19 protein-coding genes are annotated in these 26,156 nt (G+C 62.0%); 10 read left to right on the forward strand and 9 right to left on the reverse strand.

Annotation, left to right across the window (positions count from 1 at the left end; genetic code table 11):
- Positions 1-72: 72 nt before the first annotated feature.
- The 4 genes from V7066_RS20985 to V7066_RS21000 form a co-directional block, all read right to left on the reverse strand.
- Positions 73-1,173, reverse strand: coding sequence for a DUF475 domain-containing protein (locus V7066_RS20985; protein WP_334184934.1), 1,101 nt, complete (start codon positions 1,171-1,173; stop codon positions 73-75).
- 60 nt (positions 1,174-1,233) lie between these two features.
- Positions 1,234-2,424, reverse strand: coding sequence for a TerD family protein (locus tag V7066_RS20990; protein WP_334184935.1), 1,191 nt, complete (start codon positions 2,422-2,424; stop codon positions 1,234-1,236).
- Between the two features lie 70 nt (positions 2,425-2,494).
- Positions 2,495-3,082, reverse strand: a complete 588-nt coding sequence (locus tag V7066_RS20995; RefSeq protein WP_334184936.1) for a TerD family protein — start codon at positions 3,080-3,082, stop codon at positions 2,495-2,497.
- A 561-nt stretch (positions 3,083-3,643) separates the two neighbouring features.
- The gene (locus V7066_RS21000) at positions 3,644-5,038 is read right to left on the reverse strand and encodes a Fic family protein (protein WP_334184937.1); all 1,395 of its coding nucleotides are present in this window, start codon (positions 5,036-5,038) and stop codon (positions 3,644-3,646) included.
- 266 nt (positions 5,039-5,304) lie between these two features.
- On the opposite strand from V7066_RS21000, the gene V7066_RS28830 reads away from it, so the two are divergent.
- Positions 5,305-6,060 (forward strand): transposase, encoded by a 756-nt coding sequence (locus V7066_RS28830; protein WP_442947358.1) that lies wholly within the window; start codon positions 5,305-5,307, stop codon positions 6,058-6,060.
- A gap of 213 nt (positions 6,061-6,273) precedes the next feature.
- On the opposite strand, the gene V7066_RS21015 is transcribed toward V7066_RS28830, so the two are convergent.
- Positions 6,274-7,290: a hypothetical protein gene (locus V7066_RS21015; protein ID WP_334184939.1), complete on the reverse strand. Its 1,017-nt coding sequence runs from the start codon at positions 7,288-7,290 to the stop codon at positions 6,274-6,276.
- Positions 7,291-8,115: 825 nt separating this feature from the next.
- On the opposite strand from V7066_RS21015, the gene V7066_RS21020 reads away from it, so the two are divergent.
- The gene (locus V7066_RS21020; protein ID WP_334184940.1) at positions 8,116-8,967 is read left to right on the forward strand and encodes a CPBP family intramembrane glutamic endopeptidase; all 852 of its coding nucleotides are present in this window, start codon (positions 8,116-8,118) and stop codon (positions 8,965-8,967) included.
- Between the two features lie 13 nt (positions 8,968-8,980).
- On the opposite strand, the gene V7066_RS21025 is transcribed toward V7066_RS21020, so the two are convergent.
- Positions 8,981-10,330: a M23 family metallopeptidase gene (locus V7066_RS21025; protein WP_334184941.1), complete on the reverse strand. Its 1,350-nt coding sequence runs from the start codon at positions 10,328-10,330 to the stop codon at positions 8,981-8,983.
- Between the two features lie 154 nt (positions 10,331-10,484).
- Here V7066_RS21025 and tssK point away from each other — a divergent pair, with 154 nt between their 5' ends.
- The 6 genes from tssK to V7066_RS21055 are packed head-to-tail and all read left to right on the forward strand — an operon-like array spanning position 10,485 to position 19,839.
- Positions 10,485-11,789 carry a type VI secretion system baseplate subunit TssK gene (gene tssK / locus V7066_RS21030; protein WP_334184942.1) on the forward strand — a complete coding sequence of 435 codons (1,305 nt, stop codon included), beginning with the start codon at positions 10,485-10,487 and terminating at the stop codon, positions 11,787-11,789.
- A complete protein-coding gene (gene icmH, locus V7066_RS21035; RefSeq protein WP_334184943.1) occupies positions 11,786-13,177 on the forward strand; it encodes a type IVB secretion system protein IcmH/DotU in 1,392 nt (463 codons plus the stop codon). The genes tssK and icmH overlap by 4 nt, the downstream gene beginning before the upstream one ends.
- Before the next feature lie 14 nt (positions 13,178-13,191).
- A complete protein-coding gene (tssM, locus tag V7066_RS21040; RefSeq protein WP_334184944.1) occupies positions 13,192-16,650 on the forward strand; it encodes a type VI secretion system membrane subunit TssM in 3,459 nt (1,152 codons plus the stop codon).
- Positions 16,650-17,195 (forward strand): type VI secretion system-associated protein TagF, encoded by a 546-nt coding sequence (gene tagF / locus V7066_RS21045; protein WP_334184945.1) that lies wholly within the window; start codon positions 16,650-16,652, stop codon positions 17,193-17,195. Before tssM ends, tagF begins: the two co-directional genes overlap by 1 nt.
- Positions 17,192-17,959 (forward strand): PP2C family protein-serine/threonine phosphatase, encoded by a 768-nt coding sequence (locus V7066_RS21050; protein ID WP_334184946.1) that lies wholly within the window; start codon positions 17,192-17,194, stop codon positions 17,957-17,959. Before tagF ends, V7066_RS21050 begins: the two co-directional genes overlap by 4 nt.
- Positions 17,956-19,839, forward strand: a complete 1,884-nt coding sequence (locus V7066_RS21055; RefSeq protein ID WP_334184947.1) for a serine/threonine protein kinase — start codon at positions 17,956-17,958, stop codon at positions 19,837-19,839. The genes V7066_RS21050 and V7066_RS21055 overlap by 4 nt, the downstream gene beginning before the upstream one ends.
- A gap of 5 nt (positions 19,840-19,844) precedes the next feature.
- Here V7066_RS21055 and tagH read toward each other — a convergent pair whose 3' ends face one another.
- The 3 genes from tagH to V7066_RS21070 are packed head-to-tail and all read right to left on the reverse strand — an operon-like array spanning position 19,845 to position 24,142.
- Positions 19,845-21,563, reverse strand: a complete 1,719-nt coding sequence (gene tagH / locus V7066_RS21060) for a type VI secretion system-associated FHA domain protein TagH (RefSeq protein ID WP_334184948.1) — start codon at positions 21,561-21,563, stop codon at positions 19,845-19,847.
- A complete protein-coding gene (locus V7066_RS21065) occupies positions 21,560-22,171 on the reverse strand; it encodes a DUF6931 family protein (protein ID WP_334184949.1) in 612 nt (203 codons plus the stop codon). The genes tagH and V7066_RS21065 overlap by 4 nt, the downstream gene beginning before the upstream one ends.
- Positions 22,172-22,192: 21 nt before the next feature.
- Positions 22,193-24,142: a type VI secretion system Vgr family protein gene (locus V7066_RS21070; RefSeq protein ID WP_334184950.1), complete on the reverse strand. Its 1,950-nt coding sequence runs from the start codon at positions 24,140-24,142 to the stop codon at positions 22,193-22,195.
- Between the two features lie 198 nt (positions 24,143-24,340).
- On the opposite strand from V7066_RS21070, the gene V7066_RS21075 reads away from it, so the two are divergent.
- Complete coding sequence (locus tag V7066_RS21075) at positions 24,341-25,102, forward strand: OmpA family protein (RefSeq protein ID WP_334184951.1); 762 nt, start codon at positions 24,341-24,343, stop codon at positions 25,100-25,102.
- 59 nt (positions 25,103-25,161) lie between these two features.
- Positions 25,162-26,133 carry a type VI secretion system protein TssA gene (locus tag V7066_RS21080; RefSeq protein ID WP_334184952.1) on the forward strand — a complete coding sequence of 324 codons (972 nt, stop codon included), beginning with the start codon at positions 25,162-25,164 and terminating at the stop codon, positions 26,131-26,133.
- Positions 26,134-26,156 lie beyond the last annotated feature (23 nt).

Here is a 26,156-nt window from a genome sequence, read left to right on the forward strand (position 1 = left end):
GTGGAGACATGGAGCACGGGTCACCGCGAACGGGCGGAGATGGCGAGGTGCTGTGCACCCCGCGCTTTGAGATCAGATGCCGTGAAGGTTCGGGACGACGTTACCGGTTGGCAGGATGCCTTCGACTTCGCCGTCTTCCTCGTACTCGTGGGGGAAGCGCTTCTTGTGGCTGATCGAGGCCCACAGGGAGAGGCCGATGATTGCGGCACCGAGCAGGCCGGTTACGACCTCAGGGGTCTCGACGCGGATGCTGAGGAGCATGATGACCGACAAAGCGAGGATCGCGTAAAACGCGCCTGGTTCAAGGAAGCGGAATTCCGAGAGATGGCCGCCGCGAACCAGTGCGACAGTCATCGAGCGCACGAACATGGCGCCGATGCCAAGGCCAAGTGCAATCAGGATGATGTTGTTGGTGATAGCGAATGCGCCGATAACCCCGTCGAACGAGAACGAAGCGTCGAGGAATTCCAGGTAGACAAATGCGGCCGCCCCGGAGCGAACCACCTTACCCGTAGTCTCGTCTTCTTCGCCGCCCATGAAGTCGCCAAACATCTGAACGGCGAAATATGTGGCCACGCCGGACAGACCGGCAATCAAGAAGGTCTTCTGCTCCGCCGGTCCAACCAGGAACGACAGGCCGCAGATAACGAGCGCGGTCGCGGCGTAGGGTGCGAAGGGAACCTTTCCGATGAACCCCAGCGGCTTTTCGATGAAGCTGAGCCACAGGTGCTCACGGTCGGTATCGAAGAAGAAGCTCAAGCCGACAAGCATGAGGAAAGCGCCGCCGAAGCCGGAAATGCCAACATGGGCCCCGGTCACGATCTGCTCATAAAGCTGGTGGTCGGAAAGCGCGATACGGGTCGCCTCGATCGGCGATACCCAGGCTGCGACGGATACGATTACGATCGGGAAAATGATGCGCATGCCGAACACGGCGATGAGAATGCCCCAGGTGAGGAATCGGCGTTGCCACTTCTCATCCATGTCCTTGAGGATCGATGCGTTGACGACCGCGTTGTCGAGGCTGAGCGAGGTTTCCATGACGCCGAGAACACCGGCAAGGAAAACCATCGAAAGAGCAGGCCCGATCAAGCCTGTTTCGGAGTAGCCGAGCGCGCCGGCCGCGATGAGGCAGATGATCGTGAACACGATCGATCCAGTGAAATGTTTCATGGTGCACCCCGGGAAATTTGATGCCTGTCGGGAAAATCTCGACGAGCAAAATAGCGAAGATCAGTCTTTTCTGGCGCCCACCCAGTTGAGATAGATGCCGATGTCATCGGCAAATCCCTTCTGGCTTGGGTAATATTTCATGTGCCGGTTCATCAGAAGTTCGCCTCGAACATTCTCGATGACGGCGACGCCGCACAAGCGTTTGTCATTGCGGCCTTCGTTCATCCGGACTTCGATTTCCGGTTGTCCGGGAATATTCATACGGACGACACCATCGGTTTGCTGCCAGTTGGGAGCGCCGTCGTAGATAAGAGCGAAAACGCCGAGCCGCTTGATCTGATCAAAGTGTCGTCCGTTGACGCGAATGGTCTCGCCGGCCGCTACTGCACCGGTGCGATCGTCGCCGGACAACTCGATGTACGGTTCCTGATGGAAGTCGCCGAAAGTATTCCCCAGCGCTTGGATGACGCCGCAGTAGCCGTCCTGCATCTCGAAAAGCACGCCGAGATCGAGGTCGAGCTTCTTGGCGCCTCCGAAGAAGCCGCGTCCGCTACCCTGGTTCCAGTTGAGGTTGAGGACGATTTCACCGAAGGTCGACCCCGTCTTCTTCAAGCTGACTGTCGAGTTGGTTTTCTCGAGAGTGATCTTTTTGAGTGAGACCGGAGCCGGGGCGGGCGACGCCGGTGGGGCAGGGGGAGGTGAGACAGGAACATGCACGGGTGCAGGTGCGGGCGAGGATGCCGGGGTAGGGGCATCGGCCACTTCTCCTCCGAAGTGTGAAATAAGCGCTGCCAACCCGCCGGCAAATCCGGCCGCGATGGTACCGAGTTTCCAGCCGCTGGAATGACGATACATCTCGCACATCATCACGGCCTTCTCGGTCGTAAGATGCTCTGCGACATTGAAGACCGCTTTGTTGCCGTCGACCGATACCACCAGTGGGCGTGCGTCCGAGATGGGGCGGCTATCATGAGTCGCCGTGAAGACGATGCGGTCGATCGACACGGGAAGCATGTCGAGATCGAGGCTGAAGCTGGCGGTGTCCGAATGGGCATTCAGACGAATCGCACCTTCCGGAGAAGCCGTGTTCGAAAACAGCACTACATAGCGGTCATCGCCGATCTGCTTGGTCTGGTTGAGGCCGAAAGCTGCGATGTCGACGCCGTCCAGGCCGAAGTCGATTTTGACAGTGCACTGCGATCCGATACCGAGATCCGAAAGGCCGCGTTTTTCGCCGCGCTGAAGTTGCATGGATGCCCCCCATGAATTGGACGTAGAATGAACGCCCGGGGCGATTTGCCGCCCCGGGGCGTGGCCGCCGTCAGATCGCCGAGGTCGCGTCGCCCACGAGGTCATTGACCGTGCGGCCGCGCGCATGGCTGCCTACGGCCTTGAAGGTCCACTCACCGCCGGCGCGAGAAAGTACCGCAAGCACAAAGCCAGTGTGCGGACCGCTGTCCGAGATATTGAAGCGAGCCAGTTCGCGGTTGGAGTTGGTCTCGAAGACACGGCCATAGGCGTTGTCGACTTTGTCGAAAGTCTGACCGCGGAAACTGTTCACAGTCAGCACAATGTGCTCGACGTTGACGGGGAGGCGCGTCAGATCGATGGCAATCGACTCGTCGTCGCCATCGCCTTCGCCCGTCAGGTTGTCGCCGCTGTGCCGGATCGAACCGTCCTTGCTCTTGAGCTGCCCGAACCAGACCGAGTCGATAACATTCGCGCGGTTATCGAAAACAATCGCCGAAGCATCAAGGTCGATGCTGTCGGAGCCGCCCCCGAAGACTTTGCCAAAGAAACCTGTCGGCTTGGCAACATCCCAGCCGACGCCCAGAGTGATCGCGCTAAGGCTGGAACTGGATTGCTTGGCAAGGCTGACAGACTGGTTCTTAGAAAGCGAGACCGACATGGCATTCCTTTGGAACTTTGAGCTGAACGAATATGGTTACAATCTTATCGAAATGGCGTTATGATGGCGCGATAAACCTGATGTTATCATCGGCTTCCTAACAAACCATTTTGACGTAAATCGCGGTGATCTCGGTCACGCGCGGATAAAAAGATGTTAACAGTTCACACTGTTTCGCCACGGTGGAATTAGCTATCGTGCGGCCGCTTATCGCTATCCATCCGTACGATATACGGACAACACCGCTTTAGGCTCAGCCATTTTGTGAATTGAATCTCTCCCCTCTCCCGACAAGTCTAATCGTTTGAAGCACGGCGTCTAATGACGTTTGCTGTAAGGCTCCATAGATCGTGCTTCGCCGGGCGCGATGATCAAGTCCAAGCGCTCTGGACACGATCCGTCGAGCCGTTCAGAAGCCTCCGCTACCGGATATCCTCGTTCGGTGATCTGGGCCACCGCATCACGCTTGAAATCATCGTTGGAGCTGGACCTCCCCATCATCGTCTCCTGTCCTCAAAATTAGGATAGAAGGCGTCCAGAAATCGAGGGGCTACTCAATCGTCAGGTGAAGTTTTGTCGAGCCGCGCATGCCGGGCTCCAGATCAGACGCCATGCAGCGAATTCCGAAGGGCGAACTTGGTAGCGCGCGAAATTGCCCTCGTGCAGACCAAGCAACTCTGTCTCTGCAACCTCGATAAACTGCTCCTGATCTGCCGCTGGAATGATCTCGCGCACAATCTCAGCAAGGTGCGCGCGCGCAGCCATACGGTTCATGGGGCCGCGCACGACATCGCGGATGATGTCTCGCAACCTTTCGCGGTAGCGCAAGCGGAAGGGGTCCGGTTCACCCATCGATTGGCGAACGGCCGCATAGCGGCCCGCTGATCGCTCATAGGCCCAGAGAAATATGTCACGCAGGAGGGACGTATCGTTGCGTTCGTACACGCCAAGCGTAGCGCGCGTGTAGAGATCGCCTGGGACCTCGGTAAACGACAACGGCGCAAGGTTTGCCCTGATCATCGGAATGTTGGCCGCCAGTCGGGAGACTCGCTTGTTCACATCGTCGAACGGCTGAAGGTAGGGAAGTTGAACCATGACGAAGAAGGCTTGCTCGAACGGATCCGTTATGGCTGCTGCAGTAGCGAGGAGCTGATCAAAGCATTCCTCTATGAGCCCGGGCACTTCCAGCGGATGGAATGTCGAACCGTCGATGCCGACGATAATGTGACGTAACCGACCAACCGCCGTAGGGTCGGGCAACAGGTTGTTGGCGAGCAAGGCATGCAGATTGAGGATCGTATAGCGATTGAAGCCGATATCGTCGGCGTTGGTGACGAGAAACTCAATCGCGTCTTTGTGGTTGAGGATCATCTGCGCTTCGAGTGGCCCGCGACCCTCGGCAGCCTCCCCGAAATCGAGCAACCGCCGAGTGTCGAGCAGCGAATAGGTGTTGCCTTCGAGCCGGCTGGAATTCCACGCCAAGTCGATCAGCAGCCTGTTCAGGATTTGCTTCGCGTAGGTTCCGGCGGCCGCGGCCTCGATCTGCGGTTTGCCGATAGCGGCCAGATGGTCGCGATGCTCTTGGGTGAGATAATATGTTTCATTTGGTCGGTAGCCATCTAGGAACCCGCGATCATAACCGACTGGCAGTCGAGCCGCGACCGGCTGGCGGACATAGGCCAGGACCGCGCGGCCCTCGGCCGACATCGGGACGATGCCGGCCGCGTCCGGTTCAGCAACAGTATCACCAACAAGATGGTAACGGGCGGCGCGCCCGCCTCCGGCAAGCCTGAGGCGACCTGCATCAACCAGCGCGCGAAGGCGATATTGGAGAGTACGGCGGGCACCAGGCGCGGCGAGAACTTCAGTAATCTGCGCAGCTGATGCCCCGCCCGGGTATTGCGCTACCGCTGCCTCAATCGCTGCCAGATGGCCTTCGGGAATGGGTCGCGCCACACAAGCTCCTTCGTTGCGCGAAACATGAAACGCGCAACTAGATGAGTCAATGCGCAACTAAGCAGAGATTCGCGCAATCACATCCAGATTCGCGCAACATCAGCCCGCGCAAGGCCTCCGCCTCCCTCCGCGACGATGCCAGTAGCGACGACCGTATTCCGGAACTCGCACTCATGGCATAGGTTTGAGTAGCCACGAGATTTCTGGACGCCTTCTATCCTAATTTTGAGGACAGGGGATGACGATGGGGAGGCCAAGCTTCAACGATGATCTCAGACGCGATGCGGTGGGCCCAGATCACCGAACGAGGGGATCCGGTAGCGGAGGTTTCTGAACGGCTCAGCGTCAGTCGGCATTCGCTGTACGCGTGGAAGCGGCAACTGGCGCAGGTGGTGTCTGGCGATGCCAGCAAGGATGCAGCAGATCCGACAGTTGAAGCGCGCACTGGCCCGGGTGACCAAGGGCCGACATCCCGAAAAAGTGAATCACAGCCTTATGCTTACCGAATGCTTCACTATTTTCGCGAACCAAAGCTTCCAATTCCAATGAGCCGGCAAAGCTGCGGCCGTAACAAAATCATCGGCAAGGGTCGTCGCTGGGTGCGGCGTTCTCATAGGGACAGGGTAAGAACCCTTTATTGCCGATCTCGGCGAGATTTGCTTGATCAACTCCGCCCGCGATCTGCCAGCGCCCATTGCTTTCGAACGTGCCGATTGTTGCCTGCTGTTCTTTATCAAGCAGACGCGTCAGGAAGGGGAAAGCGGCGCGCATGTCTTCGCGCTTGGTCCAGGCTGGCGCATCGACAATGCGGTAACGATATTGCACCGGACCACCGTCTTCACGGGTTATCGCCGTCACATGCTTCTTACCGAAGCAAAGCTGTGGTTCGGGCGGGGCATCGGGGCCGATTTTGTAAAGGCGCAAGTAGGGCTCGCCAGCCTTTGTCATCGAGATGCGCGCGCGCGGGGTCACATGCGAGGGGTCTTCCACTGGCTCGCGTTCGACCAGGCCAGCGGCGATGAGTGCATCGATACCGGGTTTGGCGAGGAAATCGGCACTCCCCTCGATCGGCCAGGTCGGTGAAATCAGTGCCGCGCAAACGCGCGATCCCTCCAATTGTGCGCGCAAATCAGCGGTGCCGGACGATTCCGCCCTACCACCGCATGCTGCAAGCGCAGAAAGTATGGCAGTCCCGCACAGCGCCTGCAGCCCGCGTACCCGGTTGCTCACCATGCTCAGCTCTTCAGGCCGAGCGGGCTGAGTGGGCGGGTAGAATCGGCCAGTTTGCGCAGTGTTTGCTCGGCATTACGGAGTTCGCCCGTTTTGAGAGTTTCGTCCCGACCGAACCATCCCGAAGGCGCGTAAAAGGGCCTTTTGAAAACAATTTCGTTGCACTTGTCGATGCGTTCCTCAACTTTGCTGCCTGGGCGCGAGATACCGACCCAAGTAGAAGTTGCACCCATGGCGGTCGAAACCTTGCTCTTCGGGTAATTGGGAGAACTCGGCATTTCGTCAATCGGCTTGCTGGTAATGCGGCCGCCACCATAAGGACCTCCGCCGGTTTGGGTAACCAACTCGTCCGAGTCGAGCAGCGCCATCATGTAGAAGCCGAGTTCAATCTTCGGCGACAGCGCTGAGGGAATGATCGAGCCGCTTGGGCGCTGTGCGATCGGCGCCTGCCTGAGTGCGGCGAAGATAGCATCCTTCTCTCGCTCGCTCAGCCGCCGATCGTTTTCGACCGCTTGTGCCGTATCGGTCGCACACAGCCGATGTGTGATGATCCAGCTAGACAGTTGTTTGTCGCGACTGAGCGGGTCGGTGGCCAGGGTGTCATGGCTGTTCTGCACCGCCTTCGTGACATAGCTTTTGACCTCTTTGCCGATCTCGCCTTTCACGAGATCCAGAGTCTTTCCGAGGGCAAACATTGCGGTCGGACTTGAGCCCACGGCCTGATATGCAGCAAGCGTGCGGGTAAGGTTTGCCTTGGCAAGGCCTTGGAGCGCCACTTTGTTGGCCAGGATCCGAAGCGAGCTATTGGCTGCAGTTGCCATCAGGAATGACCCAGGGAGGATCGCAGCGATGGAAACGAAGAGTTCCGCCTTCCTCTTGTCGGTTTCCTTCTGGAGATTATAGGCGTCCGTATAATTTCTGTACGCCTCGTTATAGGCTATGATGTACTTGTTGCAGACGTTAGCCTGCCAGTCATCGGCCGCATCGATGACTTGCCGGCGAAACTGCGTCAGACGATCCACCAAAACCAATCCCCTTGTGTATAATCGCCAAATCTCTGAAATCGCCGGACAGGAAGGACTGCAATTACGCAGATCGACATGTCCTTCCGAATGTGGAAACAACAATCTCGTTTAGTTGCAACATGTTTGCGTTGTCAGCGGCAGGTGGGATATCTCGTGCTGCCTGTGAGATGAATGGTTCCTTACCCGATATAGAGGATAACTCTGCAATCGATAACGGGGACAGATGAGGGGATTGACCTGAGCGACTTAGAGGCGCCGATCAACCGATCGGTGCGCGCTCTGCTTGCTCACCTGCACAGGCCGTGCTGCCACCCAAGTCAGGACGGAGGTGCCGATACCGACTGCGGCTTGATGAGCAGGGGCTCAAGTGCTCCAAGACACCTCGGCGGCGATAGCTGCGTAAATGGCGACGAACTCGAAGTCGGGAACCGCACTGGCAACACCGGGATTAAAACGTTAATCATTCCAGAGGTTTCCCGAATCGCGAGACCTCGTATGATGCAAGATACCAGAAATGATGGAAAGACATGTGCGGCAACATGACCATATTGTTGGGGTGTTAGTCCGATTTCAAAGCGCAGTCGCGGCGAGTGCGTTAATGGCGGTTCTTTCCGCTCAAATTCGTAGCATTCGCAGCAGTTCTCGTCCTCTCGCTGGTGCCTGGCTTTTCTTCCATTGGGTTTCGGCAAATAGCACCGGAATTCTTCTACACCGCTCCGCGGGGGCCTTGTTCCGCTCGCGTGGCAAAACTGACCTTACGGTCTTATGGCGCTGTTATCCGCAATTTCCGTCGCCACGCCTAAGCCTCACCTCGGTTTTACCGTGAACACGCTCACCAGCAAGATTTCTCCTCTTTTCGCAGGGATGGGAGGAGCCCTCATCCTGGCAGGAATCCTGTTTGCGGGGGCTGATGTCACCGGAGTAATTGCGGCATCGCTGCTCGGCGGTGGCGGGAGTGATGTGGCGATCGAGACGCTGTTCACGCTTGTCGTTTACGGCACGATGCTGCTCGTAGCGGCGGTGGGGGCCGGGGTCTGTCGTACAACGCCTGTTATAGGGACAAGGGCTGGAACATCGCTGGTCGCGGGATGCTGTATCGGTTTGTGTGCGTTTCTTCTGACGCTCGGCTATGCGTGGCTCGCGGCGGCTGTAAATGTCGGAACCGGAAAGCAATCGTTCCAGCCGCTGACCTTTCTCGTGGGGCTGGGGGTGGTGCTTCTCCAGGTCACGGCGGAGGAGGCCTATTTCCGCGGCTGGTTACAGCCTTTGATCGCGCGGGCTTGCGGGAACCTCGGTGCGATCGTCATCACCGCCGCCCTGTTTGCCTTGGTCCATGTGATGGGGGGCGCGCGTTCGGCGTTGACGCTCTGCAACCTTGTGCTTGGGGGTATCTGGTTCGGAATCCTCGCAGTTCGCGCAAAGGGCATCGCCCTCCCGGTCGGCGCCCACTTCGCCTGGAACACCGCTGAGCAGATGCTTTTCGGCCTGGATCCCAATCCCGGAACAGGCAGTTTCGGCACCTTCGTTGACCTGGACCTCTACGGCTCCGCACTGTGGGGCGGATCGCATGAAGGCTTGAATGCGAGCCTTGCCATGACGATCGCGCTCATTGTCTTCATCGTGCCCGTTCTGCCAGGCCTGCAAAGGCGAAGCGATCATTCCGGCGCCAGATAGAGCAAGCATCGCTTCAATATTTGGCTGTAGCGCGCTGGGTATCAATAGCGTCGCGCTGCTTGTGAAACGCGGTCAAAGCCGGACCGCTGAGGGATTTTCCCTCACCCATCTGGATTTGAAGTGGATCCACGGGCTGTCCGTCAATATGGACTTCGTAGTGGAGGTGCGGTCCCGTCGACCGACCGGTCGTGCCGATTTCGCCGATTTGTTGACCCTGCAGCACTTTCGAACCGGGAGCAACGCCTGGTAGAATACGGTTGAGGTGCAGGTACAGCGTCTGCCAGCCATTATCGTGATGCAACCGGATGAAGTTGCCGTTGGCACCCTTGGGTCCTGCAAACTCAACCGTGGCGTTACCGGAGGCGAAAACCGGCGTGCCGGTCGGTGCGGCAAAGTCGGTGCCGCGATGCAGCTTCTGGTAGCCAAGAATTGGATGTGTTCGCATCCCGAACTGCGATGATATGCGTGCGGAATCGACCGGGGTGCGCATCAGGGCGCGCACGGTGCTCGATCCATTGCCGTCGAACCATCCGGCCTCGCGTTCGTTTGGCGGCGTAAAGCGGTAGAGCGAGCGCGACATCGTCGCGGTGCGCAGCGAGACGTATACCAACCGGGGCACGCCCACCGGTTCGTTGGAAGGATTGTAGGACTGTTCGAAGGCGACCTCAAAAATATCGCCCGGCGCCACTTCTCGCTGCATGTCGAAGTCGAAACTGAAGGCATTGGCCAGTTCGCCGATCAGGCTGTCGGTTACACCTGCGGCAACGGCCGAGGAGTAGAAGCTGTTGCTGTCGATTTCACCGCGCACGACCGAGAGGCGGCTGGTGAGCTCTCCCGTAAACGCCTGCGAGGCCAGTGTCCCGTTCGCGAGGCGGTGGAGCAACAGCCCGGTGCCGTTGATGCGCGTGGCTTCCAGCGCCAGAAGCCGGGTCTGGTTGCCTTCGCTCTCCAAATCCAGAATCAGGCGAATTTCCCCCGGAACGTTGCCGAACGCGGCCCTGACCTGCCGGCTCGTCGCCTCGATGTCGGGGCCAGAAAGGCCCGAGGATCCAAGCGCGGGTTCGATTTCGCTCAAATCCGCAAGCATCAAAGTGCGGCGACCGGAGGCGCGCATGGCTTGGACTGGTGGTGCCGGCGGTGAGTTGACCGTAGGCGGCCGTATTGCGGGGCGGTTGAGTACGGCGAGCCCGGCGCCGCCAAGGGCAATGGCGCAGGCGAGTGCGATGAATTTCGGGTCAAGGCGGGCGCGGGGCAGCTTCGATGGCGGAATCGCATTGGTGCAGTCCCGGCCCGATGCGCCAGCGGTGGCGGAACGCGAAATCCAGGTCCTCGGATCGAACGAATGGCTGTCTTGTTCGTTCACGAGGGACTGCTCCGGAAAGATAATCTTTGGAAAAAGCTTTTCTGCTGCAATAACGCTCGTTTATGCAGACCGGAAGCAATGTTTAAACGTGACCGCGTCAAGGGAGGCTTGAAGCCAGATGGGTGGAAATAACCGGGTTGCCTGGCGGGAGGGCATGTTTCTTCGCCCCCAGCACTTCCAGGCCCAGGACCGCTTCATTGAATCACTGGTGCGCGCACGCGTAGGCAGCGTCTCTCCCTGGCCGTGGGGTTTCACCGAAATCGTGGTCGACGAGGATCTCGCCTCTCTTGGCAAGTTTGGCGTCGTGCGCGCGGCGGGTATTCTTCCCGACGGCACGCCTTTCGCCATTCCCGACGATATGCCACCGCCCGAACCGCTCGATGTGCCGGGTGAAGTCCGCGATGCGGTGATCCATCTTACCTTGCCGGCACAGCAGAGCGGCGCCACGGAATTTCGCGATGCGGAGAATCCGACACTGGATGCCCGCTTCCTTGTCGACGAGCGCGAGACGGCTGATAGGTTTTCCGACAATCGCACCACCGAGCCCGTCGATTTCGGCCGGCCCAACTTGCGCTTTGGCGTCACGCGGGACCAGATTTACGGCCGCGTCACGCTTGGCATCGCGCGCGTACGCGAAGTGCACAATCGCCGCCTCATGTTCGACGATCGTTTCATTCCGCCCACGCTCGACAAGGATGCTTCAATCCGGCTGCGCGGCGCGGTCACCGACATTCTCGGCAGGGTCGAGCAGCGCGCCGAGGAACTCGCCCTGCGCGCGGTGGAAGCTACCGACGGCGGCGCGGAAACCTTCGCCAGCTTCCTCCTGCTTCAGGCGCTTAATCGCTGGCTCCCGGTGCTCCAGCATGCCGAGCGGCTGCCGATGTTGCACCCCGAGCGGCTCTACGAAACGCTGATCGCAATGGCAGGCGAAATCGCGACTATGGTCCGGCCCGAACGCAAGCCGCCGCCATTGCCGCGCTACGATCACGAAAATCCGCAAACCTGCTTCGATCCGGTCATAGACCTGCTTCAGTCGATGCTGGCTGCCGTGTTCGACCGTTCGGCGGTGCAACTGCCGCTGGAGAACGCCGGGCCGGGCGCGTACGTTTCGAAGATCACGGACCATTCGCTCTACCAGCACGGCTATTTCTATCTTGCCGTGGCGGCCGCCTCCCCGCTTGAGGAAATTCGCGGGCTGTTCCCGTCGGTCGCCAAGATCGGGGCAATCCAGAAGATGCGCCAGATTGTGGACAGCGCGCTGCCGGGTGTGCCCTTGCGGCATACGCCGACGCCGCCGCCGCAGATACGCGTGCTGCCCGGTTTCGTCTATTTCGAGCTGGACCGCGGCGCGGCCGACTGGCGAGATATACTGACCGCGCCTGCGCTTGGCCTTCATGTCGCGGGAGATTGGCCGCAGCTCAATCTCGAACTCTGGTGCGTCAAGAAAAGCGGCCGATGAGCAGCAACGAAAACGACCAGGGCGGCAATCGGACGGTGTTCCGTCCCTCGCCGCTGCAAGGGCTGCGGGGTGGGAGCGACCGGTCGGCGCCGCCTCCGGTCGATCACGGTTACGGCACCCCGCCGCCGCTGTCGCGCGCGGGAATGCCGCCTTCCGGGGCCGGGCTTGCTCCTTCGAGGCTGGCCGAGGACGACGTGCCCGGCCCGGCAACACCGCGCAGCGTGCGCAACCTCATGCTGGCCGAGGCGGCGCCCGTGCTCGCTCTCGCGGCAGGTATCCGCTCGGGCCGAGTCCGGGCGCCGATGCCGCAGTTCCACCGCGAGGCGACGCAAATCATCTCCGCCTTCGACCGTGCGATCGCGCCGCATTACCGGGAGGAAGTGCGGCAGCGCGCCAAGTACGCGGTTTGCGCGACGGTCGACGACATAGCGCAGAACCTGCCCAATATCGGCACTGACGGCGCGGAATGGGCACGACGGTCGATGGTCGTACAGTTCTTCCAGGAGAACATCGGCGGCGACCGTTTCTGGCAGCTTACCGATGACATGCTGCGCTCGCCCGCCGACAACCTCGATATCATCGAGCTCTATCATGCCTGTCTTGCGGCGGGTTTCGAAGGGCGGTTCCGCGTGATGCCGGACGGCAAGCGGCGGCTTCACGAGATCATGGCAAAGCTGCACGGCAGTCTCCAGCACGTCCGCTCGCTGTCGATGCTCGAACTGTCGCCGCAATGGCGCGGAGAGAATGCGCCGCTGCGGCGGATCGGGGCGTGGAATCTGTTCGCCCTGGCAGGTGCTGCCGCAGCAGGCTTCCTGCTGCTCGCCTACATTGTGCTGCGGCTGATCCTGATGTCCGGCGGTGAAGCACCGTCAACGGCCTTGCTCGGGTTGGTGCCGGAGGATCGCCTGACGCTTTCCAGGCCTGCCGCCGATGTTCCGACGGGGAGTAGTGCCCAGGCCTCCGAACTGCGCCGTTTCCTCGAACCCGAAATCCGCGAAGGCCTGGTCACGGTTGAGGAAGATGCGCAAACCGTCCGCGTCCGCACGAGCGTGGGGCAACTGTTCCGTTCTGGATCCGATCAACTCGAAGCCGGACGCGAAACCCTTTTCCGCCGCATCGGCGAGGCAATCGAGAATGAAAAGGGCAATGTCCTGGTCGAGGGCCATGCCGACAGCGATCGCGTCGCCAATCTCAGCTTCCCGGATAATATGGCGCTTTCGCAGGCGCGGGCCGAGACTGTTGCCGCCATCGTGCGCGGCACGCTCAGCGACCCCAGCCGGGTGAGCGCCAAGGGCATGGGAGAGACCGTGCCGATCGCCTCGAATGCCACCGCATCAGGCAAATCCCGTAACAGGCGCGTCGAGATCATCGTGCCTCGCCGATATTGACCGGAGAGCATCGGATGCGTCTGTTGAAGAACTGGTGGTTCGTCACAATCGCCTGCGCGCTCGTCGTGGCGCTGCTGCTGGCCGTGGGGCTGCCGCTGTTCGTCGGATTTCTGCGTCCCTGGTGGGTGCGGCTGATCTGCGTGCTGGGGGTGGGGACGGTCTGGGGTCTGTTCGCGTATCTGCGCCGGCTGAAGGCGCGGAAGGCTGCACGGGCGCTGGGCGAGGAACTCGCGCCCTCCGCCGAGGACGAGGAAGATCGCGCCCTGAGTCAGCGCATGAGAGATGCCCTGGCGCAGCTCAAGGGCGCCTCGGGCAAGCGACGCGACTATCTCTACACGCGGCCCTGGTATGTCATCATCGGCCCGCCGGGCGCGGGAAAAACCACGGCCCTGTTGAATTCGGGCCTGCGGTTTCCGTTCAGCGACAGTGCGGTTAAGGGTGTCGGCGGCACGCGCAATCTCGATTTCTGGTTCGCCGACGAAGCCGTCATGGTCGATACCGCCGGACGGTACACCACTCAGGATTCTGAGTATCAGGTTGATCGGCGTGGCTGGATCTCGATTCTCGCCCTGTTGCGCAGGCATCGCCCGCGCCAGCCGATCAACGGTATCATCGTTGCGATCGGGGTGGACGAGCTGCTGGCGGCCGACTGTGCCCGGATCGATACCCATGCTGCGGCGGTACGCCGCCGGCTGACGGAGCTGCGCCAGACGCTCGAAGTGTCGGCGCCGGTCTATATCCTGTTTACCAAGTCGGACCTGATCGCCGGGTTCACCGAATATTTCGATGATCTCGATGTTGAAGGGCGTCGCGCCGTGCTGGGCCACAGCTTCGCCTGGCAGGAGGGCCGCCCTAGCGCGGAAGCGGTCGTGAAGGCTTTCGACGGCGCGGCGCAGGCGGTGGCGGACCGTCAGGCCAAGCGGTTGTTCGAAGAAGTCGACCCCTTGCGCCGCGCGCTCCTGCTCGGGTTTCCGGCGCAGTTCGGGTCGCTGCGCTCGCGCGTCGCCCGTTTTCTCGACGGTGCATTCACGGCGGGCGAGGAATCGCCGGCCCGGCTGCGCGGATTCTATTTCACCAGCGGTGTCCAGCAAGGTGCGCCGCTCGACCGCATTCTGTCGGGCATGGCGGATATCTACGACCGCCCTGCGCAGCCTTCCCATGGCGGTGCTTCCGGTCGGGCTTACTTTCTCAATCGCTTGCTCGGTGAAGTGGTTTTCCCCGAGGCGGGGCTGGTCTCGCACGATCCGGCGGCACGGCTGCGCCAGCGCGCACGCCTGATCGGCGGCCTGTCGGCAATGGGAGTTGCCGTCCTCGTGGTTCTGTCGCTCTGGGGGGTGAGCTTTGCGCGCAATCGCATGCTCCAGTCCGAAATGCTGGCCCAAACCGAAATGGCGCGCGGCCAGTTGCGGGATGCCGGGATCGACCTCAAGCAGGTTCGCGAAAGCGATGGAGACTTGCGCGCGGCACTTCCTGCGCTCGACAGTCTGCGCAAGCTTCCGCGTGGTTACGCGGAGAGCCGGGCTGGCGGTCCGCCGCTGCTCATGACCTTCGGTCTCTATCAGGACAGCCTAAGCCGTCAGGCCGAGGAAAGCTATCGCGAAGCCCTGCGCCGGGTGATGCTGCCGCGTCTGATGCTGCGGCTGGAGCAGTTCATGGCCGCGAACGGCGACGACGCCATGGCGCTCTACGAACCGCTCAAGGTCTATCTGATGCTTGGCCAGCAGGGGCCAATGGACGCGCAGGCGGTGCACCGCTGGGTTACCGCTGATTGGTCGAGTGAGGTCTTTCCCGGGCCGGACAGCGCATCGGAACGCAAGCGTCTGGCAGAGCATCTCGACGCTCTGCTGGAGGACAGAGATCTTGCCGGAGTCTGGCCCGATCGCAAGCCGCCGCTAAACGGCGAACTCGTCGCGGCGGCTCGCAGCGCCATCGGTACGCTCTCGCTGGCGGACCGCGCTTATGCGGTAATGAAGCAGAAGGCGGCAAGCGGCGGCGGCGATTGGCAGGCATCGGCCGTCCTATCACAAGGCGATGCCTCTGCCTTTGCGAACAGCGATCAGATACTCTCCGTGCGGGTGCCCTATTTCTTCACCCGTGAAGGCTTCGAGAAGAGCTATGCGGTGGGCCTTGCCACTGTGCAGCAGGATTTGAAGCGCGATCTTTGGGTGCTGGGCGGGGATGCCGATACCGGCGGCGTTCGCGAGGAAATGAGCGGTATCCGTCCAGGTATCGCCGGTCTCTATGCCAAGGACTATATCGCCGCTTGGGAAGGCGTTATCGCGGCAATGCAGCCGGGCGATTACTTCCGCGATCCCGCCGCGTTCGGGGCGGTGACGAAGAGCCCGTCGCCGATCAAGCGGGTGTTGCTCGAACTGCGTAAAAACACGATCTTCGATGGCGGCGCCCAGGCAGTTGGCAAGCGGCTGGTGCAGGAACGGCTCAACCGTTCGGGTCTCGGGCGCTATGCCGGCGATGCTACCGCAGGGCGCGCTACCGGGCTGGACGCCGGTGCGGAGATCGCGAACTATTTCAGTCCGCTTCACGACTATGTCGGCGACGGCAAGAACCCGGCGCCAGTCGACGAATTCGTGGCCGCTCTCAAGGAAGCGGGCCAGGCGGTGATCGCGGCGCGCTCAATCGGCGGCGGAGGCGGTGCCGATGCTACCCAGGCGCAGATGGCTGCGGCAATGGCATCGGTACAGGCTGCGGCGGCCGGCGCACCGCCGCAGCTTCAGGGCTTCATGAAATCGGCGGCGGGAGGCGGCGCTGCGGCGCAAGTCAGCGCGGCCAAAGGCGCAGTCGCCGATGCCTATATCCAAAGCGTGCTTCCCTTGTGCCAGGAGGCTGCCAAGGAGCGCTTCCCTTTTTTCGGAGCCGCCACGGATGCCTCGGCAGCGAACGTCTTGCGTGTATTTGGGATGGGCGGTCAGCTTGATACCTTTGTCCAGCAGCGGTTGAGCCCGCTGATCGACACCAGTGGGCCGATCTGGCGCTGGCGCGACGATGACCCCTTGGCACGGACTCTCGATCCCGGCAGTCCCGAGCAATTCGCCAAGGCGGCGCAGATCCGCGACATGTTGGCCGAGGGCCTGACGATCCGGGTGTCGGTGGCAACGCTGGGCAGCGGTGTCAGCGCCGTTGCAGTGGCCAACGGTGGAGCGAGCTATCGTTTCGATGCGGCGCAGAACCAGCCGCGCCCGTTGCTCTGGTCGCTGTCCGGCGGGGTGCCGCATGCCGAAGTCGTGCTTTACGGTCCAGAGGGCCAGGAAGTCCGCCGTTTCGATGCGGAAGGCCCCTGGGCGCTGTTCCGGCTGATGGGCACGGCGACAAAGGAAAATGCGGGTGTGCGGACGATCCGCGCACGCTTCGGCGAAGGCACCCTCAGCGCTACGCTTGCGATTGAGTTGCCAAGTCAGCGCAATCCTTTCAGTCGCGGTGATCTCTGGTCTTTCCGCTGTCCGGTGACGCTGTAATGATGGATCGCAAGCCGGTCGTGCAGCTCTTCGGGAAGTTGCCCAGCCATGGTGATTTTGTGTCGCGCGGACTTGCGGCGGGCGAGCGCGATGCGCTCGATAGTTGGCTCTCGGCCGAACTGGATACCGCGCGCAAACTGTTCGAAGGCGCTTTCGACGATCTCTATGATCGCGCTCCTCCCTGGTTTTTCCAGCACAGTGAAGGGCCCGCGGGCCATGCCGGCGTGCTGGCGCCCTCGATCGACCGTGCGGGTCGCCGTTATCCCGTCTACCTCGCGCTCCTTGGTATCGATGGAACGGCTGGGGAGGCCGCTGCCAGATGGTGCGAGGAAATGTTGCATCAGGGTTTCGCCGGTGGTTGGGACGCGGATCGGCTGGCAGGGCAGGCTGCCGCATTCAGTATCCGGGCGTCGCTGGGCCCGGCTCGCGGGACGGTCCCGGGGTGGTGGTCCGATGGCGGTGAGGGGTTCTCGCCGGGGGCGATTGAGGGGCTCCGGCCCGAACGGCTTCTGTCGTTGATGCTGCAACCTGAGGAGAATTCATGACGTCGCAGCTTCGCCTCGAAAGTTTCGGGGCCACGCATGTCGGATGCGTGCGAACGAACAACGAAGACAGCTACTGGGTCTCGTCCGAGCGCTCGATCTGGGCGATCGCCGACGGTATGGGCGGCCACGAGAAAGGCGAATGGGCCTCGGCCGTCGTCATTCGCGCGCTCACCGAAGTCACGCTCTGCCACGACTTCAATGCTGATTGCGCGGCGCTTGCCGATGCCATCCACGGTGCCAATGCCGAAATTTTCGAGGAAGCGGGCAAGCTGGGGGGGCAAATGGGCTCCACTGCAGTGGTCCTGCATGTCAGCGGTGCGCATTTCGCGCTGTTCTGGGTAGGAGACAGTCGGGGCTATCTGCTGCGCGGCGGAGTACTGCATCGATTGACCAGCGACCACAGCCAGGTGCAGGCCATGGTCGAGCGCGGCTTGATCACGCTGGACGAGGCTGCAGGGCACCCGATGGCGCATGTGCTGGCGCGCGCCGTGGGCGCGCAGGCCGGCCTTGCGGTGGATGTCATTACCGATGAAGCGCAACCCGGTGACGTCTTTCTCCTGTGCAGCGACGGGCTGACGGGCCGTGTCACGGACGAGGAAATTGCGGCGATCCTTACGCGGGAGGGACACCGGGCGGCGCTCGACCGGCTGATCGATCTGACACTGGAGAGGCAGGCTCCCGATAACGTCACAGCCGTGATCGTGGGGGCGAGCGAGGCCACCCGTCTGGCACTTCCACAAGCGGCGCGGGGGGCGCAGCCATGACGGATAAACCGGACGATTCCGAAGACCCCAGGACCGTGTTCATACCGATCTCCGACGGCGCCACCGGTTTTCCGCCGGGAGGGACTAACAGCCCGGCGCCTACTACCTTTGCGCCGCGTCAGGGGCAGGTCACGCTACAGGCCGGTGACGTACTCAACCATATGTTCGAGGTGCGGCGGTTCATCGCGCGCGGCGGCATGGGGGAAGTGTTCGAAGGCGTTAACGTCACCAGCGGCGAACGTGTCGCGATCAAGGTGATCCTGCCGGCGCTCGCTGCCGATCCCAACGTGACGCAGATGTTCCGCAAGGAGGCCCGCACGCTGACCGGACTGCGGCACGACGCTCTTGTGCAGTACCGCGTACTGGCGCAGGAACCCCAGCTTGGGGTGCTCTACATCGTCACGGAATATATCGACGGGACGAATCTTTCCGCAGAACTGGGACGCCTCAAGCCGGATGCCGGCGAACTGCTCGCGTTGGTACGCAGGCTCGCAAAAGGGCTGGACGCGGCGCACCGGGTAGGTGCGATCCACCGCGATATCGCACCTGACAACGTCCTACTGGAAGGCAGCTTGCTCTCGAAGGCCAAGATCATCGACTTCGGCATCGCCAAGGAGATGGATTCTGGCAGCGCCACGATCGTCGGTGACGGTTTTGCCGGAAAGCTCAATTATGTCGCACCCGAGCAGCTTGGGGATTTCGGCCGTGAAATCGGTCCCTGGACCGATGTCTACAGCTTGGGCCTGGTCGCTCTCGCGATTGCCCAGGGCCGAGAAGTGGCCATGGGCGGCTCCCTGGTTGATGCCGTCAACAAGCGTAGGCTTGTACCGGACCTGACAGGCCTGGCCGAGCCCCTGAAGCCGCTACTGACGGCCATGCTCGAGCCCGATCCCGCGCAGCGGCTCCGGTCGATGACGGACGTCCTCACGCGGATCGAGCGGATCGAAGCACAACTGAATCCGCCGACACCGATGGTCGCGCCGCGAGCCTCCGGCCTGCGATGGCTCAAGTTGGGCGGTGCCGGGCTCGCGCTCGTCCTGCTGGCAGCAAGCGGATTGTGGATTGCCTTGCGTCCCGCCGATCCCGCGGCCGTACCGCAGCCGCCAGCAGGGCAGGGTCCGGGCGACCCGAATCAGCAGGCGCGATCGGCCATCGATTCCGTGCTGCCTTCGGTGGGCTGCACCTGGCTTCAGATCGTTGATATCAAGCCGGGCAAGGAAGGTCCCGATATCGCACTGGCCGGTGTCGCGGGCAATCCGGCGGCTGCACAGAATGAGATCTCGCAGGCGCTTGCCCAGCACGGCATTCGGGAAGCGAACATCGATTTCAGCGACGTCGCGCAGATTACCCAGTCGGGCTGCGCTGCGCTGGACACCTATCGCCAGATACGCGCCCCGGATTCGCGGCAACTCAAAGTGCCGCAGCGCAAGTTCGAGATGCGTATGCAGCCCGACGATCCGGCGCAAACGGGTTATCCTGGCGAGCGCGCCGCCAATGTTGTTCTGCAACTGGCGATAGGCGACCCGAAGGCCGACTTCGCCGTGATCGGCCTGGAACCTTCGGGAGTGATTTCGCCGGAGTTCTCGGGGCCGGGCACCGGCGTCCTGGGGCGGGAGGCATTGCGGAAGCTGGCCCGTGAAACCCGTATTGTGACCGATCAGGGGAATGACCGATATCAGATGCAGCTCGATGTCAACCACGCGGGTTGGTCGGGTGTGCTGCTGCTGACGGGGAAAGGGCCTTTCGAAAAAGACGTGATCGCCCCGCCCATCGGCCAGCGCGGCCCGGAGTGGACCACGCGGTTCGTCTCCGAGGCTGCTGATCGTGGCTGGCAGGCGCAGATGGTCTGGTTCAAAACCGTGGACGAAGTGCGCGAATAGCCTGTTCAGCGGTGCGGTGTACGCTCTCGGAGTTGTTCCTCGTAGGCACGGCGGAATTCCTTCGCGAACATGTCCATGAAGGCCTCATCGGACCCTTGCGCGACGCCGCCAAATTCCTTTTCATAAGCCTGCCACAAGGCGGCATCGCGTGCGGTGGGTAGAATTCGGGCTAGCAATCCGCGGCTTTCGGCACGCTTGCGGATAGCCCCCGGCGAGAAACGGTCGAGCGTGGTGCGCAGCGCGCCCTGCATGGCACGCAGAGTTGCAAGCTGGTGTGACTGAAGATCGAAGAAGGCCTCTTCGATGGCTGGTCCCGCATCCAGGAATCCGCGCGCAGGCGGATTCAGCAATGCCGTGATCGCATCCTCGGGCGTGCGGGAAAACTTGATTGGGTTGTTGCCGTCCACTTCGAATGCGGTCGATTGCGCCCCCATCTGCGACTTCGCCCGTGCCCGTGCCTCGACCATGACCACGAGCCCGGCCACGAGTCGGTGAAACATCTTGCCAGCGCGTTCCAGAAGGGCCGGATTGCGCTGGGTCACGCTGGTTTCTACGCCGGCTGCGCGCAGGAATGCTTCCAGCAGGGCATCTGGTGCAGGGGTGGCAGGCGGAACCGGCGCTTGCGGCGCGGCGCGGGCGCTGTCGGCAGGAAGAGGAGCATTGCCCTGTGCGGGGGGCATCGCGAAGTGGATGTCCGATATCGGCGCGCCGGCGGGGCGAGGGGGAACATCCGACCAAGGAGTGCTGCGGTCGAAGGGATTGGCAGGCGCTACGCCCAGTACGTCTTTCGGCTGGGGATTGAGACCCAGGGGATCAGGCTGCTCGTCGATAGGCTGGCCAAAGCCGCCCCGTGCCCAATCCACGACATTTCCCTCGGCCAGGCGTCCCCAGATGTCGTCCGGGGCTGGGGCCGGGGGGCGGTCCGGAGCAGCGCTGGACCAGCCCGATGCCGATTGCTGCGGAGCTTCGGCGCTCGCCCAGGCAGAAGATACCGGCATCGCTGAACCCGAACCGGTACCGATCGCAGGAGCCCAGCCGTCGTTGCCGGAGGCCGGTGGCGCTACCGGTACGCTGCCCCATGCGTCGGACTGGCCATGCGATGCATTGCTTGGTGAACCGGCGAACGCGGGCGGCGCCCCCCAGCCCAGCGATGGAGACGGCGCGGGTTCCCACCCTGCACCGGGGTTCTCCGACGGGGCACCCCAGTTGCTGGCCGGAGCGGGAGCTGACGGCAAAGGAGGCTCTGAAAGGCCGGAGGAGAATGGCGGAGAAGGCGGTGTCGGTGCGCCCCAGGCGTCCCATCCGCTCGGCGCGGGCGCGGGAGCAGGGGAATGGCCTGCGTCATGACCGCCTGCGTGGGATGTCGTCCCGGTGCCTGCTCCGGCAAGCGGAGCGGCGAACCCTTGGGACAGCCCCACTCTTATCCGGTAGTGACCGATGGTCAGCAGGTCGCCATCATTCAGCGCTTGCGGCTGAATTAGCCGATCAGGGCGATCGTTGAGGAACGTGCCGTTCATGCTGATGTCGCTCAGGACATAACGAGCGTCCTGAAAGCGAATTTCGCAGTGGCGCGAGGAGATGTGGTTGCGGGCATCGGGCAGGCTCCAGTCGCAACTGGGCGAGCGACCGATCAGTGCGCCGCGCCGGTCCAGACAGAACTCCACCGGAGTGCCATTGTCGAGCGTGGCGCTGCCTGCATTCAGGATGCTGAGACGCAGAATCATGCGGCGCCGCGCCCGTCGGTTCTCGGGCTCTCGTTTTCCGGCCCCTCTGTTTTCGGTCGGGTGCCATGCTTGGCCACGGCTTCCGCCTCATGGAGCGCACTTGCGATGAAGGCTTGCGCATCGCCGCCGAGATACGCGGCCTGGAGCACTGCTGTTGCGGCCAGGCGATTGGCAAGACCCGGTATGGGCAGGATCGGCGCGGCATCGGCCGGCGCGATCGAGCCTCCTGAATAGAATATGGCTCCGGCCAGGCTGCGCTCCGGCAAGTCGCGGGCAATTGCCTGGGCGCGATCATAAGCCAGGCGGCGCGTGCGCTCGTCCTGCTGCTCCAGCCAACTCCTGATGGCTTCGCGCGTCGCCTGCTGGTCGCCGGTCGGCGGCGGCGAGGACTGGCTGGCCGCCATGATGGTGCCTGCTGCCCAGTAGATGGCTTCCAGGCGCGGGAGGGCATGAACCAGGAAATTAAGCGCCTGCGAGGGATTGTCCCGCTTCAATTCCTCAAAGCGTGCGCGGACCGTTACTTCCGGTGCGGGCAACGCGGTTTTCTGGTCCATCAGAGCCGCAACCTGACGGGCCTGGGTAAGGTGTATGGTTGGCCACTCGGTCATGTCTTGCCGATGCTAGCGTCTTCAATTGATTTTGACGAGTCCGCCGGTCAGGGTCAGCGTGCCCTTCCCGTCGGCCGAAGTCTCCGGCGCATCAATCGAAACCGAAGCTGTCCCGTTGACAGTCACATTGGGGGCGCTGATCGAGATCGACGTTGGCCGTATCTCGATCCTGGACTCTCCGACCTGGAGCTCGATGCTGGTATTGGCAGTGAGCTTGAACGACTGCACGACATCGAGGACATCGTCTTTGCCCACTTTGGTCCGGCGCTGTTCGACCACTTCGACATCCTGGTCCCGCCCGACCTTGAGGCTCTCGTCGCGGTGAATGGTCTCGTCATGGTCCAGTCCGACCTTCACCGACTGGCTGCGACCGACATGGCGGGTTTCGTCCAGGCGAATGCGGGTGTTCATGAAGCGCTCGGCATGGACGTAGAGCTCCTCCGAACCGGTCTTGTCCTCGAAGCGGATCTCGTTTGCCCCCGGTGCGCCGCTGTCAAGCGCCTGCGCTTCGGGATAGGCCTCGGCCTCGCCATAGCGCTTCGTTCGCCACAAGGCGCGAGTCTTGTTCGCGGGTAGCGGGTAGGTCGGCATGTGGTTGGCGTTGAACACACGTCCCACCACGACCGGCCGATCCGGATCGCCGCCGAGGAAATCAACCAGTACTTCGTGGCCCACGCGCGGAAGGATCAGGTTCCCCAGGCCGCCGGTCTGCGACACGCGGATCCAACAGGTCGCTGCTTCTCCAGGAGTGGTGTCGCGATCCCAGTGGAAGCGCACTTTCACCCGGCCATACTCATCGGTAAAGATTTCCTCCCCGTCCGGCCCGGAGACGACCGCCGTCTCCAGTCCCTGAACCACGGGACGCGGGGTGGAATGCGGAGGATGAAACCGTGTTTCCGCAGGGATCGCCTCGAACCGGACATTGAATGATGCCTCCTCGGCGTGGGCGCCGCTGCGATAGCTCTCCGCCACGATGCTGTGATAAGCCGACAGTATCAGGTAGTCGCCGTTCATCCTGGCGATCTGATGGTCGGTCACGGCGACCTTGAAGCCACAGGACAGACCCGCCGCCTGCGATGCTCCGGTGAAGATCCGGCGCTGTGCCCGCATGGCGTTGACCATCGTGTCGCTGCGCTCGGCGCCATGAGTTTGGATTTCGCCGGTGCCGATTGATTCATGGTAGAAACGGCCGGGATAGACGTAGACTTCCTGATCGTCGCGCTGGTGCTGGGCCTCGCTCTGGGTCTTGGCTTCCACGAACCGGTCGGGCGCGCGAAAGTCCCAGTCGCGCACAGTCACGCGGGAGCCGGCCTGCGTGCTCACCTTTTCGCGCCAACTCTGGAGATGATGGCGGCCTCCACTCGCGCGCTCGGCGGAATCGGCCATGAACACCGAGATCGAGTTGGGTGCATACGTCAGCGCGGGCGGCGTGCCGGCGACATGGGACGCGGAGGCGTCGCAGATGATCATGACGTGGCGCTCCGCCTCGTGGCGGAAGAAATAGTAGTAACCTTCCTCTTCCATCAGTCGCGATACGAAAGCGAAGTCGCTTTCCTGGTACTGGACGCAGTAGGCGCGGGGCCGCGGACTGCTCGAAAGTTTGAACTCGAAGTCGGAGATACCGGCGCGCTGGAAGACCTGGCCGATGATATCCTGGGCGGTGAGGTCCTGGAAGATCGCCATCGAGCGGTTCTGGGCGAGGAAGTAGCTCCAGGGCTTCAGGGCCAGCCGATAGCGATGTCCCGAAGGCGTCTCGTCGATTTGCTCGCCGGAGATCACCAGGCCGTGGAAGTACCGTTGCAGGACGTCGTCCTCCCGCACCTTGAGGGCACAGGGTTTGCCGAGGTGAGGCTGCAGGTCGATTTCGAGCGGCGCAAAGAGATCCACGGTTATAGTAAACGGCGCGCTAAGCGTTTCCATGCAATCGATGCGCTCAAGTTCGACCTGCTCATCGCCCAGGTCGATCGACATTTCCGACAGTCTCGACGTACCCGCCAAAATCGGCCTCCGACATGAATACTCGATGCCATGTCTGGCTTATCCTACACGCTGAATGCAAGCATCTAACGGTGGTTGTTATATTTTTGCCGGCTTTCATCCTTGTCGGACGGAAATTGGCAAAGTAGGATAAGCGTTCCGGGGGCGGACTCATTAGGCAAAGAGGGCTTGATGCGAAGTGTAATTCCAACCGCATTCGCGGGTTTGGCGATAGCGATCGCCGTGCCTGCGATTGCCCAGGAAAGCCGGGAGCCTTCGGTCGAAGGCTACTTGTGCATCTTCGCGGGCAAATGCGGTGGTTCCGATGCCGCCGATACGGCCGTAACCGACGAATCGGGAGTGACGGAAGGTTTCCGCATCGCTCGTCCCGATGCCGGTAAGGCGGGCGGCGGGAAGCCGGCAAGTGCCGCCTCCGGCGGCCGTCATAATGCATCCGCGTCGCGAGACTTGACCAAGCCTCCACGTGGTTCTGCGGCCGTCGGCGGACGCGGCGCGCAATCGTCGCAGGCGCAGCCCGTGCGCGCGCAAGGCGTGACGGCGGCACGTCCGCCGGTCGCGTCGCAGTCCGTGCGCGGCCAGCGGAGCGCCGCAGCTGATGCGCGTGCCGATCTGATGATCGGCTTCAAGCTCAATTCCACGCAGATCACGCCGGATGGGCAGGCGAAGGCGCGAATTTTCGCCAAGTCCCTGCTAATGCCGGAACTTTCCAGCAAGCGCTTCCTGATCGAAGGGCACACCGATTCGCTCGGCGGTCTAAACGCGAACATGGACTTGTCCCGTCGCCGCGCCCAGGCCGTGGCCGACTTCCTGTCGCAGCAAGGGGTCGATCGTTCCCGGATCGAGGTTCGGGGGTTCGGTCCCAGCACTCCGCTGCCGGGGCGTAGTGCCGCGGATACCCGTAACCGCCGCGTGGAGGCACGGCTCATTTCCTGATCCTTTTCGCCTTCGGGCGAAAGGACGGCGATGGCCATTGGGGAGGGGCTCCGGCAGTGATGACACTTGACGAATTATTGGCGCCCGTGTCCGGCGAGGCGCCAGGCGGCGAAGACTTTTTCGAACATCCCGATCGGCAGCAGATCGAGCAGGCTTTCGAGGAGGATGCAGCCTCGGTCGACTGGCGCGCTATCGTATCCCTGATTGAGGAGCAGAGCCGTCAGTCCAAGGACATATGGCTGGCGATCTATCTTGCCCGCGCCGGTGCGCGCATGGGGCGGATCGATGTGGTCGCCACCGGTTGTGAAATGTTGGCGGGGCTCATGGAGCAGTACTGGGACGTATTGCATCCCTCGCTGGACGACTACGGCTTTATCGGCAGGCGCGGTGCTTGCGAATCCCTGGCTCGGATCGGCACTTTTCTCGGGCCTTTGAAGCGCATTGTGCTCGTCGATCATCCGCGGCTCGGCTCCTACACCGCCGAAGATCTGGAGCGCTTCGAGACCGAAGGCGATGCAGCGGACGGCTTCGGGATGTTCCGTCATGCGATCGAGGAAACGCCGACCGAAGCACTCGAGCAGGCCTTGACCAGCCTCGCTGTCGTACGGGAGGCGATCGAACGCGTTGACAATGCGCTGATGGCCAATGCCGGCGACGAGACCGGGACCGATTTCAAGGCGACCTATCAGGCGCTCGATGCCATCCGCCGCTCACTTGTGCCTTACGTGTCGACCGAGTCCACGCTCGATGATGCCAGCGCTGCGGCAGTGGAGGAGCATTCCGAACATTCCGTTCAGCGCGGTATCGGGCGCCTCGATTCGCGCGAGGATGTCGCACGGGCGCTCGATGCGATATCGGATTATTACTCTCGCCGGGAACCTTCCAGCCCAATACTCGTTGCATTGCGTCGGGTCAGGGGGTGGATCAACATGGATTTCATGGCATTGTTGGAAGACATCGCTCCGAACAGCGTCTCGGAAGCTGGTTCCGTTCTGTTAACCAGAGCTAACGGAGATAACTCCGATTACTGATCGCGATATTGCGTGATTTTTGC

Origin of the sequence: Novosphingobium sp., assembly GCF_036820275.1 — a bacterium.
GTDB lineage: Bacteria > Pseudomonadota > Alphaproteobacteria > Sphingomonadales > Sphingomonadaceae > Novosphingobium.